Source organism: Methylomonas rapida, assembly GCF_024360925.2.
GTDB lineage: Bacteria > Pseudomonadota > Gammaproteobacteria > Methylococcales > Methylomonadaceae > Methylomonas > Methylomonas rapida.
In genome coordinates, this window is the sequence record NZ_CP113517.1 from 1,941,082 (window position 1) to 1,954,836 (window position 13,755).

Consider the following 13,755-nt stretch of genomic DNA (forward strand, 5'->3'; position numbering starts at 1 on the left):
TTTTTGCTTTTTGTCTCATGTGCTTTTGCCGATGAAGGGCAGTCCTTGACTGGCGCGCAATGGCTGGAAAAAGTCGGCGATGCGATGAAGAGCTTGAATTATCAGGGCACCGTGGTGTTCATGAAAAGCGGCCAGATCGATACCATGAAGTATCAACACACGGTTAGGAACGGGGTCGAGAGCGAGCGGTTAACCTCCTTGAATTCGCCTTTACGCGAGATTACGAGAAAATCCAACGAAATAAGCTGTTTATACAAGGAAACTAGTCAAAAAACGGAAACCCGCCACCCCATTGATCGTTCCTTTATCGTCAACTTGCCGGCGGCGCCGGCTAGGCTCGATGAACAATACCTGCTCGCCGTTGCCGGCCAGGAAATGATAGCAATGCGTCCCGCGCAAATCGTTGCCGTATTACCCAAGGATGGCTTGCGTTACGCGCGCAAGATTTGGGTGGATAAGGCCTCCTGGCTCCCATTGAAGGTGGAAGTCTACGGACAGGAGGGCAATGTCCTCGAACAGGTTTTGTTCACCGAATTGGACGTGGATCCTGCAAATCCGCCTTCCGACCCCGAACAAGCGCCAGTTCAAGACGAACACGATACCCACCAGCATGTCGCTCAAGTCGAGGTGTTTGAGAATTCGGCTTTCGAGTTGAAAAACTGGCCGGCTGGATTTGAAAAAGTATTCTTTATCCGCAATACCATGCAGCAATCCAAAAAAACCGTCGAGCATTTGTTGATCAGTGACGGTTTTTCCAATGTGTCGGTGTATTTCGAAGAAAAGGGCGAAAAAACGATCGAAGGATTGCGCACGTTGGGTCCCGTCAATTCCTTCAGCCGCGTTATCGGCAAACTACAAGTGACCGTATTGGGCGAGGTGCCCGCCGAAACCGTGGAATTTGTCGCGCGCGGTGTTGCGTTGCGCGACAATTGACCGATTTATTTTTTAACAATGCAATAGTCAATGGAGAATGCATGTTTAAAAAACTTATAAATAGCGCTTGCTTATTTGTATTTTTTACCTTCGCGGCTTACGCGCAATTGCCGGATTTTACCCAGATGGTGAAAAACAATGGCGATGCCGTGGTCAATATCAGTACCACGCAAAAAGCGCCCGATATGCAGATGGATTCGGATCAGCAGCCGATGCCGCAAGACGTGCCGCCGGAATTGGAAGAATTCTTTCGCCATTTCTTTCAAGGCCCCGGCCGCGGTTTCGTGCCTAGAGAAACCAATTCCCTGGGTTCAGGCTTCGTGATTTCCAAGGACGGTTATATCTTGACCAATCATCACGTGGTGAATAATGCCACCGAAATCGTCGTCAAGCTCAAGGATCGGCGCGAATTGCTGGCAAAATTGATCGGCTCTGATGAAAGCACCGACGTGGCTTTATTGAAAGTGGATGCCAATGAATTGCCGGTGGTCGAAATCGGCTCGCCCGATCAATTGCAAGTCGGCGAATGGGTTTTGGCCATAGGAACGCCGTTCGGTTTCGAACAATCGGTCACGGCCGGTATCGTCAGCGCCAAGGGCCGCAGCTTGCCGGACGGCAATTACGTGCCGTTCATCCAAACCGACGTGGCGATCAACCCCGGTAATTCCGGTGGTCCTTTGTTCAACATGCAAGGCAAGGTGGTTGGCATCAACTCGCAAATCTATAGCCGTTCCGGCGGTTACATGGGCTTGTCCTTTGCCATTCCCATCGATGTGGCGATGAATGTGGCCGAGCAAATCAAGAGCAAAGGCAAGGTTTCAAGGGGCTGGCTGGGTGTGCAGATACAGGATGTGACGCGACAACTGGCCGAATCTTTCGGCATGGATAGACCGCATGGCGCCTTGGTCGCTAAGGTGATTCCAGGCGGCCCCGCCGAAAAAGCGGGTGTGCAGATCGGTGATATCATCGTCGAATTCGACGGCCGGGTTATCGAAACATCGGGTGAATTGCCGCCCATCGTCGGCATGACACCGGTTGATGAAACCGCCAAATTGAAAGTGATCCGGCAGGGCGATCGGGAAGAATTGACCGTCAAGGTCGGTTTATTACCAGCGCAAGCGGCACAAATCACTCCGGCCAGTGGTAACATGCCGGAAACCACCGTGAATCGCCTCGGCCTGGCGGTTGCCGATTTGACCGAAGAGCAACGGCAACAATTGCAAGTCGAGAAAAACGGGGTTTTAGTGCAAAAAGTCGGCAAAGGCATTGCGTTGGATGCCGGCATGCAGCCGGGCGACGTGATTTTGCGCGTGCAAAATACGCCGATTCGCGATGTGGCTGAGTTCAATAAAATCGTGGCGAAATTGCCGACCGATAAATCCATTGCAATGTTGATTCAACGCAACGGCAGCCCGGTATTCTTGGCATTCAAAATCGAAAAATAAAAGGTGGTCGTCATGGCTAACGTCAGCAACATCATTCAGTTGATTGGTAATACGCCGTTAGTCAAATTGCAACGCATAGTCCCGGCGCATGCGGCGACCGTACTGGTGAAATTGGAGTCGCGCAACCCCGGCGGTTCGGTCAAGGATCGGATCGGGCAAGCGATGATTCAAGCCGCCGAAAAAAACGGTACGCTAAAACCGGGCGGTACCATTGTCGAACCCACCTCCGGCAACACCGGCATCGCCCTGGCGATGATAGCCGCCGCTCGTGGTTATCGTTGCATTCTGGTGATGCCGGAAACCATGTCGGTGGAAAGACGCCAGCTTTTGGCCTTATACGGCGCCGAGATCGTGCTGACGCCTGGCGCCGAAGCGATGAAGGGCGCCATCGGCAAAGCCGAGGCCATCGCCGCCGAAACCGGCGCTTTCATGCCACAGCAGTTCGAAAATCCAGCCAATCCGGAAATTCATCGCCAGACCACGGCTCAAGAGATTTGGTCCGCTACCGACGGCAATATCGATGCCTTCGTCTGCGGTGTCGGCACGGGCGGCACCATCTCCGGTGTCGCCGACGTGATCAAGAGCCGCAAACCACGATTCGAAGCCATTGCCGTCGAACCTGTCGAGTCGCCGCTGATTTCTGGTGGTACGCACAGTCCACATAAGATTCAAGGCATAGGTGCCGGCTTCATACCCAAAAATCTCGAGCTGGATTTGCTGGATGGCGTGGAACAGGTTTCAACCGAAGACGCCTTTGCGATGCGTAAGCGTCTGATTCAAGAGGAAGGCATCATGGCCGGAATTTCGTCGGGCGCCAGCGTTTGTGGGGCTTTGCGTGTCGCCGAGCGGCTCGGTGCCGGTAAAACGGTGGTAAGCATCATTCACGATACGGGCGAGCGTTACTTGAGTATGGGTTAATCTGGCGCCTTCATCGATCCAATGTTTGTTGATAATGACTGATTCGAGACTAAAGACGCGCCCTGCCGGTTTGGGCTACCTAATCAATCGCATTCAAACCCTGTTCGTCAGCATGCTGCGGATATGGACGATTCCTATCGTGTTGATGCTGAGTGTCTCATCCGGTTTTACTACTTATTACGGTTTATCCCACTTCATTACCCCATGGATCGCGTTGGTCATTACCATCGCCATTCAATCGATCATCGTCATTTGTTCGTTGGAAATGGCCGGGATTCATTGGGCCGCCAATCGCATGCGTTATTTCTCGGTCGTGGCATCCTTGTGTGTGGCGATAGCGGCCTCGGTGACGTTTTCGTATTTCAAGTTTTACGAAATATCCGAGCGAGAGACTTTGCATATCAATCGAATACAGCAAATAAGGCAGGATATCAAGGTTTATCTGGATACGGTGTTGACCCACAAAAACCAATTGATGCAAAAACATCAGCAGGAGCTCGACAAGGCCTCGCGCGATGTTTCCCAGGCTTATTTCGGCACACACGAACAGATTGCCGAAGGTTATAAAAACCAGGTCGGGGAGGGGCCATTCTGGCGCCACTACAATCAAATCTATCAGGAAAAAAAGCAGACTTTTCAGGCGCAAGAGCAGGCGTTTCTGGAGTTGGATAATAAGATCCGTTTGCTACAAGCGAGTCTTGGCGAGTTGGATGTGGCCAAGAACCAGGAAACCGCCTATTACGCGCTGTTGAAGCATTATCAGGACATCCAGTTGATCGTCAATCAAGTGTCCAGCAGCGGTGGCCTGACCTTGCCGGACGCGCCGATGTTGATGAGTTACAAGCAATTCAGCGAGGACGTCAAACCGTCCTTTGCCATGTGGCAGGGGTTTTCCTGGTTTGCCTTCGTGTGTGCCGCGATGGTGGATTTTTTTACGGTCCTGTTATCCTATCGCCTGGAATTCACCGCGCCGGGTCCATTGACCGCGCAGGAGGAAGAGCTGGTTTTCGAATGCTTGCGCCAGTTCAGCGAGTTTCGCATCAATCAGAACGATGAGCTGGAAATGATCATCGAAAAATCCGAGTTGGAAAAAGCCCGCCGTTATTCGGATTGGTCGCGCATGTTCGTGGTCGGATTATTATTGAGCCGGGGATTTTTACGGAAAGTCGACGCCAGGACGGTGGAGTTCGCTCCCAATCTTTATCCGTTGATCGCCGAAAAGATGTCGGACAAAATCTCGGCTTTAAAAGCCAAAGCCGTGGCGAATGCCAGTGCCGGACATGACTGAATCAAACTCCGAACTCGATGCCTGGCTAACTGGCGAAGATATTTTTGCCGAAACCAGTTCGCTACCCGAGCAATGGGTTGCCGGCTTCGATGCCGATAGGCAATTGGTCGAATTCAAACTTGGGCCTTTGAAACGCTTGTTTTTACGGCCGGCAAAATTCACCAAGCGTTTTTATCATCGGATTCATCCATTAAGCATCGAAACCTGGCCTTACCGCCGCCAGTTCAAGCTGTTCGATGATTTTTGCACGATCTATATAACCCTGGATTTGCGTTTTCAGGCAACCTTGGAATATGTGCGGCGAAATGCGGAAATGCTGGAAAATATCAATCGGCATATTCAAAATCTGTACGCCGCGGTGATCGAAGATAAGATCAATCAGGAGCTCAGTAACTTGGCGGATGGACTTTGGGTGCAAAACGGATTGTCCATTCACGAAAAGCGCATTGCGATTTCGGTATGTGAAACATTGACGCAGCAGTACATCCAGGCCGAGGCCATCTGTCAGATAAGCGTGACGTTTGCGGAGTTTCCCGATGTGCAGTTGGGTCGCGATAGTGTATATCTGCATGTGTTGAAGAAAACCTACGAAACCCAGGAACGGCAACATCAAGAGCGTTTGCGGCAACAACGGCTAGACGAGCAGCAGACCTTACAGGGCAAGCAACAAGAATTGGAACATCTGAAACAACTGGCCGAAATGCAGCGGCAAATTCAATTGCAAGAAGCCGAGGCGCAGATTCGATTGCTATTGGACAAGGAACAACAAATTGCCCAGCGACGCGAGGTTGAAAAACGCCTGCATGCGGAGCAGGTCAGACATGAGCAGGAACTGCAAGCGATACGCCTGGAAATCGAATTGGAAACCCAACAACGCCTGGAAGCCAGACAACGCTTGCTGGAAATCGAGCAACTGGCGGAGCGATTGGTGCATCAGGCGGAAGTGGAGGAGAAACAATTGCTGGCGGAAATTCAGCGCCGACAAGTGGCACAAATGCATCGGCAGCGGGCGGAGCATACGGATTCCGGGCAACGCGACGAGGAGGAGCGTGATGAATAAAACGATCAGTCGAATCAAAATTTTGACGCTTGGTATGGTTGTGTCGTTCATGCTGACAGCCTGCGCCACGTCACCTCAAACGATGCAGGTCCGTTCCGACGTGGACGCATTGGCGACCGTAGATGCGCTGACGAAGCGCCGTTTTGCGATATTGCCGGGCAACAAAGATATTCGGGAACAGGATTTGCAGTTCATCGAATTCAAAACCTACGTCGAAAAGGCGCTGATCAAGCGCGGTTTCGTAAAGGTCGATAACCTGCAGGATGGCGATGTGGTGTTATTTTTGAATTATGGTGTCGGCGAGCCACAAAGTCATCAATATTCCTACGACGTGCCGGTATGGTACGACATGGGATTTTATCCCTATTATCGCCGCTACCGCTTCTATTCGGGTATGTCTGGTTATTACTACACGCAGCGTATCGAAAGTTATATGGTTTACAAGCGCTATTTGAATCTGGAAGCCTATGACATGGCGGCGTATTTGCAGCAGCAGGCGCCAAAGCAGCTTTGGCGAATCAACGTGCAAAGCCAGGGGCGGAGCAATGACCTGCGTTTGACGCTGCCTTACATGGTCGCGGCGATGCAGCCCTATCTTGGGACCAATACTCAGCATATGGTCAGCGTGGTCGTCGATGAATTCGATCCGGTGCTGAAAGACTTGATGTTTGCTTACCCAGGCGGAATATCGCCCGTCGTTTTGCCTAAAGCCGAGCCGCCGCCCAAGTGACAAGCCGGTGTCGCTCACGGGCCTGACATGCCTCCCGATTTATGAAGCCTCAGGCATGGGAACGGCAATTCCGTCATGCAATCCCGTTGCATCAAGCGGAATCTTCGTCCCTGAACAAGGTCAGGATCATCGCCTTTTCATCATCGTTCAAAACTTGGTTGGCTCGAGTTTTGTTGGCGTACAGGTGAGCCCGTCGAACCAATGAGCCGCCGTTACGTTTTTTTTCGCGACGATCCATGTGGCGGCGGTCGCCGTCGCGCCTGTCACTGATCCTGCGGTCGTATTTTGGCCACAAGGCATATTCTTCCAGGATTACGGCCAGCCACTCCGTTGAATTGAATGGGTGGCAATTGACTCTCCTTTCATGTTGTCGCCGTTCGTGGGAGCGACGGGAGGATTCCGCCTTCATTGCTGATGCCCTCATAAAAAGCTGTAAGAAACGAGAATATGGAGCCATGGGTCTTATTAACCCGTAAACGTCATCTTACAATTTCAAAGGTTGCCAAGAAAAGTGCCTTGGGTAACATTCAGTAATCCTTCTGTGCAATTATTGGAACCCCACTTGCCAGGGCGCAAAGGTGCGTGATAACCGCTTGTTTATCAATGGTGTTTTCTGGATTTTACGGACCGGCGCGCCATGGCGCGACTTGCCGCCCGATTATGGTGATTGGAAAAACACTCATCGCCGCTTTTGCCGCTGGCGAGATAAAGGCATTTGGGAATCGCTACTGGAACAACCGGTGACTGAACCTGATTTTGAATGGCTGATGATCGATGCCAGTCACATCAAGGTTCATCCGCATGCGGCGGGTGCAAAAGGCGGCAACCAGGACATGGGTCTCACAAAAGGGGCTCAATAGTAAGATACATCTGGCCGTGGATGCGCAGGGTATGCCGGTCAGAATACTTAGGGATGATGCCGTTTTCAAAATACCTTTTCCGGTGCGATGGTAATATCCCACCATTTCAAGGCCGTTGAGCGTTGCAGTCTCTCCTTAAGTTCGCGCACCTGATCGGCCGCTAATTTAATGCCTTTTTCATAGACACCGGCCATCATCGAGACCACGGCCTGCTGTCCTTTCCAGATAAAAATCCCCGCGCGCTTCAAAACCGTCTCTTGAGAATCCAACCAATAGCCATTCCAGGATTTCTCCAGCCCCGCCCAAAAACGCTCGATCGGATTCTACCCTAAAGGGCATCGAGATATTTGCTGTGATAAGGCGGGTAATCCTAGCAGAATTTCGTTGGTGATTATCTGTATATGCGAATATGGCATATAAAAATCTAAATATATCGTTTTATTCGAGTGTGACAAGTCGGTAATATTAGGTCCGTGTCAGGTTTTCTATGTGATGTTTGTTCGCAAGGAATCAGTGAGTCTCCTGCTTACCGACAGGGACGTTGTTCGACGGGATCTTTGATCCCGCCATTTTTTTAGTTTTACCGAGTCATCGATAGTTTAAGGGAGCCATGTCATGCCACTCCAACAATTGGTTGAATATTTCAATGATCGTCTGGAACAACAGCACAATAGCCGTTTCAGGCCTTTTATATTGCAAGAGGGTGAGGTAAAGGGCTTTTTCGGTTCCATCCAAATTGGAAGTCGTTTATTACCCATCCGCGACATGAATACGGCAGGGCGGATTATTGGCTATTCCGCCCAGCTCTGTGTCGATTCGTGCCTGAATCATGCCGAGCAACAGCGCAAGATTGAGGCTGCCGTTACAGACGTTGAGCCGGAGCACTCAAGCGACTCGATTATCAATTTCGATCGTTTGTCGCGCACGGTACATATGCTCAATTACTTGCCCAAGACCCACTTGGACGAATTGTTGTTTCTCGAAGTCGACCCACGCCATGTGCTGGGAGTCAAGGCCGACCACGGCGCCTATTTCGAAGAGGTGATCATCAAATGCGGCCTGCAAACGGAGCGTGTCGTGATTACCTTGCCGCTTGGGCGGGAATATCTCCACTTTTATCCGCTGTTACTTAAAGGCCTGCAAAATTACCAGAAGCGCGGTTATCGTCTGGCTGTCCGTATCATGGCGTATGGGGCTGACGACAAAGCGATGATGACCTTGATTTCAAGGGCTGGGCCGGATTTCGTCAAGCTATCCGCTACGCTGGGCGATCATCAGCGCAATGAGCGGGCATTGGAAAACCTGCAGAAAATCAAACGTCTGGTCGATACGGTGCATGGTCGAAGTATCCTGATCGATGTCGACGATCAACATACGGCCGACTGGGTAAGACTGGCTGGATTCGAATTGGCGCAAGGGCGGCATGTCGAGAAGATGGCTACCGATCCGTCGCAGCGGCAAGCGGTCAACGGTGTTGTTGCACAAATGAAAATCGGCAGGGCCGCTGCGCGATGAGGTACAGCAGGCAGGTCTAGTCGCATGTTGCTGCTAGACCTGCCAGCCGATTTATGCATCAAAACACCTTACGGCTGCATTGCAACTGCTTGACCACAGCGGCCAAACGGTCGACTTCCTCAAACGTGTTATAAAAAGCCAGGGAAGGGCGTACCGTAGCCTCCAAACTAAAACGGCGTAAGATGGGTTGGGCGCAATGGTGGCCGGCGCGTACCGCGATGCCGGCTTCATTCAAGGCCTTGCCGACTTCCTGCGTGTTGAAGCCCGCTAATACGAACGACAATACGCTGGTTTTATCCGCTGCCGTGCCAATCAAACGCAGACCTGGAATAGACCGCAACACATGCATGCCGTATTCCAAGAGTTCATGTTCGTAACGGGCGACGTTTTCTATGCCGATCCTGGTTAGATACTCCAACGCCGCACCTAATCCCACCGCATCGGCGATATTGCCGGTACCGGCCTCGAATCTGGCGGGAGCGGGTTGGTAGATGGTTTTTTCGAAAGTCACGTCTTCTATCATGTTGCCGCCGCCCTGCCAGGGTTGGGTGGCTTCCAATATCTCGGATTTGCCATACAGCACGCCGATACCGGTCGGGCCGAAGATTTTGTGTCCTGAAAACACCAACCAGTCGCAGTCCAAGGCTTGGACGTCAACCTTGATATGCGATACCGATTGCGCGGCGTCCAACAGCACTTTGGCGCCGGCCCTGTGCGCCAGTTCGATGATTTCGTGTGCCGGCGTGATCGTGCCCAATGCATTGGATACCTGCGTGAACGACACCAGTTTGGTGCGACTCGTCAACAGCTTTTGATATTCAGACAAGATGATTTGCCCGTCGTCGTCGACCGGAATGACTTTCAGCACCGCGCCAGTTTCCGCGCACAATTGCTGCCATGGCACGATGTTGGCGTGATGCTCCAGCCAACTGACGATGATTTCATCGCCCGCGCCGATGTATTGCTTGCCCCAGCTTTTGGCAACCAGATTGATCGCCTCGGTAGAACCGCGCACGAACACCACTTCGTCGGCTGAGGAGGCATTCAGAAAACGGGCTACGATGTCGCGCGCGCCTTCATACGCATCGGTGGCACGGGCGGCCAATTCGTGTGCGGCGCGGTGAATGTTGGAGTTTTCGTGCTGGTAGAACTCGGAAATCCGATCGATCACCACTTGAGGCTTTTGCGTGGTGGCCGCATTGTCCAGCCAGGCCAACGGATAACCGTTGACGCGTTCTTGCAGGATTGGAAAATCCCGGCGTACCGCATGTACGTCAAACGCTGGATACGCCGAACTCAATGCAGCCAACTGCGGATTTTTAGTCAGGGCTGGCAAATCTTGCAGAAAATAGAACGCGGAGCCACCAATGCCAGGCGCAGGACCACTCAGGCTATTGGGCACGGTGGCAAGCGCCTGCTTCAATTCCGCTTCGCCGGGTAAAGCGAAGCTGCGCGAGGCCAACGCCGATAGCGCATTTCGGTCGATGCCGGGCAGTCTATCGAATCCGGTCGGCACCGCACTGACCGGGGTCGATGAAGCTGCCGAAGGTGGCACGCTATCGATGATATCCTCCGGCACGCCGTAATTGGGCTGGGACAGTCCGGCCAATGCGCGCTCGTCTATGCCGGGACGACTATCGAAGCCAGCCGGCACAGCATGCAAAGGTAACGAAGACGCCGCGGAAGCGGGTGTGTCATCGATAGTGTCTGTGTCGTTCGGCAACGTCTGAAAATACTGATTGGCCAATCGAGCCAGCTCGGCCGGGTCGGGCAAGCCCGCCGGCACACTGCCGCCCGTCAGTGCCTGCTGTACCAGCCCCGACAAATCGTTGTTAGGTGTAGTCATAGTAGTTTTCCACTTCGACGTTTTCCAAAACGCCTATCGCATCTTCGGTTAATACCGCCAACGAGCAATACAAAGACACCAGATAAGAGGCGATGGCTTTGTGGTTGATGCCCATGAAGCGTACCGACAAGCCCATGCTCAGTTCGTCGGTCAGATTCGGTTGATACAAGCCCACGACACCCTGACGGCTCTCGCCGGTCCGCAGCAGCAGGATATTGGTTTTGCCATTGGTGATTTTCAGTTTGTCGGTTGGGATCAACGGTAGCCCTCGCCAGGTCAGGAACTGCGAACCGAACAACGATACGGTCGGTGGCGGTGTGCCGCGGCGGGTGGCTTCGCGGCCGAACGCTGCAATCGCACGCGGATGCGCCAAGAAGAAGGCGGGTTCCTTCCAGACTCTGGCAATCAGTTCATCCAGATCGTCCGGGGTCGGTGAGCCTTTACGGGTTTGCACTTTTTGCGAAGGCGCGACGTTGTTCAACAAACCGTATTCCGCATTGTTGATCAATTCGCTCTCCTGGCGCTCTTTGACGGTTTCTATGGTCAAACGCAACTGTTCGTGGATTTGGTTGTGCGGACTGCTGTACAAATCGGCGACGCGGGTATGGACGTCCAGCACGGTGTTGACCGCATTCAAACGGTATTCCCGGCCCCATTCTTCGTAATCGACGAAGGTCTGCGGCAACACTTTTTCGTCCAGGCTGGAACAATCGACTGCGATGCTGGTTTCGCTCTTGACCCGGTTGACGCGGTAAATACCCGCTTCGACCGGCACCCAAGGCAATAGATGTACCAGCCAGCGCGGGGTGATGGTGCCCATCATGGGCACGGTTTTGGTAGCGTTCGATAATGTACGCGCGGCGACGTCGCCTAACGCGGTATGGGCTTGATGGATGTCAGTCATGGTGTCTCCTTGTTTATGGTTTAGTTACGAGTGGGCTCGTGGTGTGAGCGAAAATGCTCGTGTTAAATGCCGCCGCCTTCGGCAAACAGGTCGTTGCGGGTTAGACCTTGGCTGATATGGCTGCCCGGCGGCACGCTATGGGTTAGCCAGACGTTGCCTCCAATCACCGAACCCCGGCCGATGGTGATGCGGCCCAAGATCGTCGCGCCGGCGTAGATCACGACGTCGTCCTCGACGATGGGGTGACGCAGGTTGCCTTTTATCAACGCGCCGTTTTCGTCCTTGGCAAAGCGCTTGGCGCCCAAGGTCACGGCTTGATACAGCCGGACTCTATTGCCGATGATGGCGGTTTCACCGATGACCACGCCGGTGCCGTGGTCGATGAAAAAACTTTCGCCGATCTGGGCGCCGGGGTGAATGTCGATGCCGGTAGCGGAATGCGCCAGTTCGGCGATGACCCGTGCCACCAGTGGCGCGCCCAATGTGTGAAGCGCGTGCGCGACGCGGTGATGAATCACGGCCCAAATGCCCGGGTAACATACCAAGACTTCATCCGGGCTGAGCGCGGCCGGATCGCCTTCGTAGGCGGCCTGAATGTCGGTATCCAATGTTTGGCGTATGCCAGGCAGAAGCCCCGCGAACTCACAAGTGATTTGCCTTGATTGGACTTGCACATCGGCTGTCGAGCCCCGTTGCTCGGCGACGAATTGCAATTCCAGGGCGATTTGTTGTTGCAGGCGTTTCAATAAGCTGTCTAGCGTGTGGCCGACGAAATAATCGATGCCTTCGTCGTTCAGTTCCGGCATGCCCAAGCGATTGGGAAACAGCGCCGCGCCGAGTTGATCGACGATTTGGCTCAATACCTTGCGGGAAGGCAGTTTGGGCGGATGATCACGGCGTTGCCGGTTTTCCAGCGATTGCAAGCGGATGGTGCGAAGCTCGGCAACCAATTGCGCGACGCCCCAGGATTGGCTGCAATCTCTCATTTCACCACACCGGTTGCGTCGAACAAGCCCTCGAACAAGACCGAACTCAAATAGCGTTCGCCGGAATCGGGCAATACCACGACGATGGTCTTGCCCTCATTTTCCGGACGCTGGGCGACCTTGACCGCAACGGCGACTGCCGCCCCGCAGGAAATGCCGGCCAAAATGCCTTCCTGGCAGGCCAATCGACGAGCGTGCTCTATGGCTTGCTCATTGCTGACGGTTTCCACCGCATCCACCATGGACAAATCCAGTACATCCGGCACGAAACCGGCACCTATGCCTTGAATCTTGTGCGGGCCGGGTTGCAACTGCAGACCCGAGCGGAATTGGCTCAACACCGGACTGGCTTCCGGTTCCACCGCGATCGAGACAATCGGTTTCATTTGCGTCAGTTTGATGTAGCGCGACACGCCGGTGATGGTGCCTCCGGTGCCGACGCCGGCCACCAGAATGTCTATGGCGCCATCGGTATCCTTCCATATTTCAGGGCCTGTGGTCTGTTCGTGAATTTGCGGATTGGCCGGATTTTTGAACTGCTGCAGCAATACGTAACGCTCAGGATCGGACGCTGCGATTTCCTCGGCCTTGGTGATGGCGCCTTTCATGCCTTTGGCGCCTTCGGTCAATACCAGCTTGGCGCCATAGGCGGCCAATACCTTGCGGCGCTCGATGCTCATGGTGTCGGGCATGGTCAGTGTCAGCGGGATGCCGCGCGCCGCCGCGACGAAAGCCAGCGCAATGCCGGTGTTGCCGCTGGTAGGCTCTATCAATTCCTTGCCAGGGCCTAGCCGGCCATTGCGTTCAGCATCATTGATCATTGCCGCGCCGATCCGGCATTTGACTGAATAGGCCGGGTTACGGCCTTCGATTTTAGCCAGCACCGTGGCTCGCGCGCCTTCGGTAATGCGGTTCAATCGCACCAGAGGCGTGTTGCCGATGGATTGAGAATTATCCGGGTACCAATGTTGCATTCGTCATGTCCTTGATTTTCTTTGGGCCAAAAAAAAGCCAGAGGCCTCTTACAAGGCGCTCTGGCTTCCGGTTTTCCGGTCAGCAACTGATCGTTGCTTAAAGTCTCTTAGAAATATGCAACCGTGTCAAGCATGGATTGTTAATCGAGCTGGCCGGGAAATGGAAGGTTGTCTTTATCGCAAAAATAGATAACAAAATCGAAAATTAACGTTTTATTGAATGACTGGTTGAGATTACGCTGTATAGGGCTAATCGACAACCGGAATTCGGAATAACGCTCACGACCTTTCATTGC

At 53.2% G+C, this 13,755-nt stretch carries 13 protein-coding genes and 1 pseudogene; 8 read left to right on the forward strand and 6 right to left on the reverse strand.

Going from position 1 to position 13,755, the window contains the following annotated elements; genetic code table 11:
• Positions 1-45: 45 nt before the first annotated feature.
• The 6 genes from NM686_RS09125 to NM686_RS09150 are packed head-to-tail and all read left to right on the forward strand — an operon-like array spanning position 46 to position 6,374.
• A complete protein-coding gene (locus NM686_RS09125) occupies positions 46-933 on the forward strand; it encodes a MucB/RseB C-terminal domain-containing protein (RefSeq protein WP_255187572.1) in 888 nt (295 codons plus the stop codon).
• Between the two features lie 41 nt (positions 934-974).
• The gene (locus NM686_RS09130) at positions 975-2,378 is read left to right on the forward strand and encodes a DegQ family serine endoprotease (protein ID WP_255187573.1); all 1,404 of its coding nucleotides are present in this window, start codon (positions 975-977) and stop codon (positions 2,376-2,378) included.
• A 12-nt stretch (positions 2,379-2,390) separates the two neighbouring features.
• Positions 2,391-3,296, forward strand: a complete 906-nt coding sequence (gene cysK / locus NM686_RS09135) for a cysteine synthase A (RefSeq protein WP_255187574.1) — start codon at positions 2,391-2,393, stop codon at positions 3,294-3,296.
• 34 nt (positions 3,297-3,330) lie between these two features.
• Positions 3,331-4,584, forward strand: coding sequence for a BAR domain-containing protein (locus tag NM686_RS09140; protein WP_255187575.1), 1,254 nt, complete (start codon positions 3,331-3,333; stop codon positions 4,582-4,584).
• The gene (locus tag NM686_RS09145; protein WP_255187576.1) at positions 4,577-5,644 is read left to right on the forward strand and encodes a hypothetical protein; all 1,068 of its coding nucleotides are present in this window, start codon (positions 4,577-4,579) and stop codon (positions 5,642-5,644) included. The genes NM686_RS09140 and NM686_RS09145 overlap by 8 nt, the downstream gene beginning before the upstream one ends.
• The gene (locus NM686_RS09150) at positions 5,637-6,374 is read left to right on the forward strand and encodes a DUF4136 domain-containing protein (protein ID WP_255187577.1); all 738 of its coding nucleotides are present in this window, start codon (positions 5,637-5,639) and stop codon (positions 6,372-6,374) included. The genes NM686_RS09145 and NM686_RS09150 overlap by 8 nt, the downstream gene beginning before the upstream one ends.
• Positions 6,375-6,465: 91 nt before the next feature.
• Here NM686_RS09150 and NM686_RS09155 read toward each other — a convergent pair whose 3' ends face one another.
• On the reverse strand, positions 6,466-6,783 hold the full coding sequence (locus NM686_RS09155) for a hypothetical protein (protein WP_269022751.1): 318 nt from the start codon (positions 6,781-6,783) through the stop codon (positions 6,466-6,468).
• Between the two features lie 90 nt (positions 6,784-6,873).
• On the opposite strand from NM686_RS09155, the pseudogene NM686_RS09160 reads away from it, so the two are divergent.
• Positions 6,874-7,283: pseudogene (locus NM686_RS09160) on the forward strand (IS5 family transposase); the annotation flags it as partial.
• A gap of 16 nt (positions 7,284-7,299) precedes the next feature.
• On the opposite strand, the gene NM686_RS09165 reads toward NM686_RS09160, so the two are convergent.
• A complete protein-coding gene (locus NM686_RS09165; protein ID WP_255188587.1) occupies positions 7,300-7,551 on the reverse strand; it encodes an ISAzo13-like element transposase-related protein in 252 nt (83 codons plus the stop codon).
• A gap of 298 nt (positions 7,552-7,849) precedes the next feature.
• Here NM686_RS09165 and NM686_RS09170 point away from each other — a divergent pair, with 298 nt between their 5' ends.
• Positions 7,850-8,749, forward strand: a complete 900-nt coding sequence (locus NM686_RS09170; protein ID WP_255187579.1) for an EAL domain-containing protein — start codon at positions 7,850-7,852, stop codon at positions 8,747-8,749.
• A gap of 58 nt (positions 8,750-8,807) precedes the next feature.
• On the opposite strand, the gene NM686_RS09175 is transcribed toward NM686_RS09170, so the two are convergent.
• The 4 genes from NM686_RS09175 to cysK (NM686_RS09190) form a co-directional block, all read right to left on the reverse strand.
• Complete coding sequence (locus NM686_RS09175; RefSeq protein ID WP_255187580.1) at positions 8,808-10,595, reverse strand: family 2A encapsulin nanocompartment cargo protein cysteine desulfurase; 1,788 nt, start codon at positions 10,593-10,595, stop codon at positions 8,808-8,810.
• Entirely contained in the window at positions 10,582-11,499 is a 918-nt protein-coding gene (locus tag NM686_RS09180) for a family 2A encapsulin nanocompartment shell protein (protein ID WP_255187581.1), read from the reverse strand. Before NM686_RS09180 ends, NM686_RS09175 begins: the two co-directional genes overlap by 14 nt.
• A 62-nt stretch (positions 11,500-11,561) precedes the next feature.
• Positions 11,562-12,485, reverse strand: a complete 924-nt coding sequence (gene epsC, locus NM686_RS09185) for a serine O-acetyltransferase EpsC (RefSeq protein ID WP_255187582.1) — start codon at positions 12,483-12,485, stop codon at positions 11,562-11,564.
• Positions 12,482-13,459 carry a cysteine synthase A gene (gene cysK / locus NM686_RS09190; RefSeq protein WP_255187583.1) on the reverse strand — a complete coding sequence of 326 codons (978 nt, stop codon included), beginning with the start codon at positions 13,457-13,459 and terminating at the stop codon, positions 12,482-12,484. The genes epsC and cysK (NM686_RS09190) overlap by 4 nt, the downstream gene beginning before the upstream one ends.
• Positions 13,460-13,755 lie beyond the last annotated feature (296 nt).

Coding starts and splice junctions, on each gene's coding strand:
- NM686_RS09155 (WP_269022751.1), bottom strand. CDS start 6,783: ATGAAGGCGGAATCCTCCCGTCGCTCCCACGAACGGCGACAACATGAA.
- cysK (WP_255187574.1), top strand. CDS start 2,391: ATGGCTAACGTCAGCAACATCATTCAGTTGATTGGTAATACGCCGTTA.
- NM686_RS09145 (WP_255187576.1), top strand. CDS start 4,577: ATGACTGAATCAAACTCCGAACTCGATGCCTGGCTAACTGGCGAAGAT.
- epsC (WP_255187582.1), bottom strand. CDS start 12,485: ATGAGAGATTGCAGCCAATCCTGGGGCGTCGCGCAATTGGTTGCCGAG.
- NM686_RS09140 (WP_255187575.1), top strand. CDS start 3,331: ATGACTGATTCGAGACTAAAGACGCGCCCTGCCGGTTTGGGCTACCTA.
- NM686_RS09175 (WP_255187580.1), bottom strand. CDS start 10,595: ATGACTACACCTAACAACGATTTGTCGGGGCTGGTACAGCAGGCACTG.
- cysK (WP_255187583.1), bottom strand. CDS start 13,459: ATGCAACATTGGTACCCGGATAATTCTCAATCCATCGGCAACACGCCT.
- NM686_RS09170 (WP_255187579.1), top strand. CDS start 7,850: ATGCCACTCCAACAATTGGTTGAATATTTCAATGATCGTCTGGAACAA.
- NM686_RS09130 (WP_255187573.1), top strand. CDS start 975: ATGTTTAAAAAACTTATAAATAGCGCTTGCTTATTTGTATTTTTTACC.
- NM686_RS09150 (WP_255187577.1), top strand. CDS start 5,637: ATGAATAAAACGATCAGTCGAATCAAAATTTTGACGCTTGGTATGGTT.
- NM686_RS09180 (WP_255187581.1), bottom strand. CDS start 11,499: ATGACTGACATCCATCAAGCCCATACCGCGTTAGGCGACGTCGCCGCG.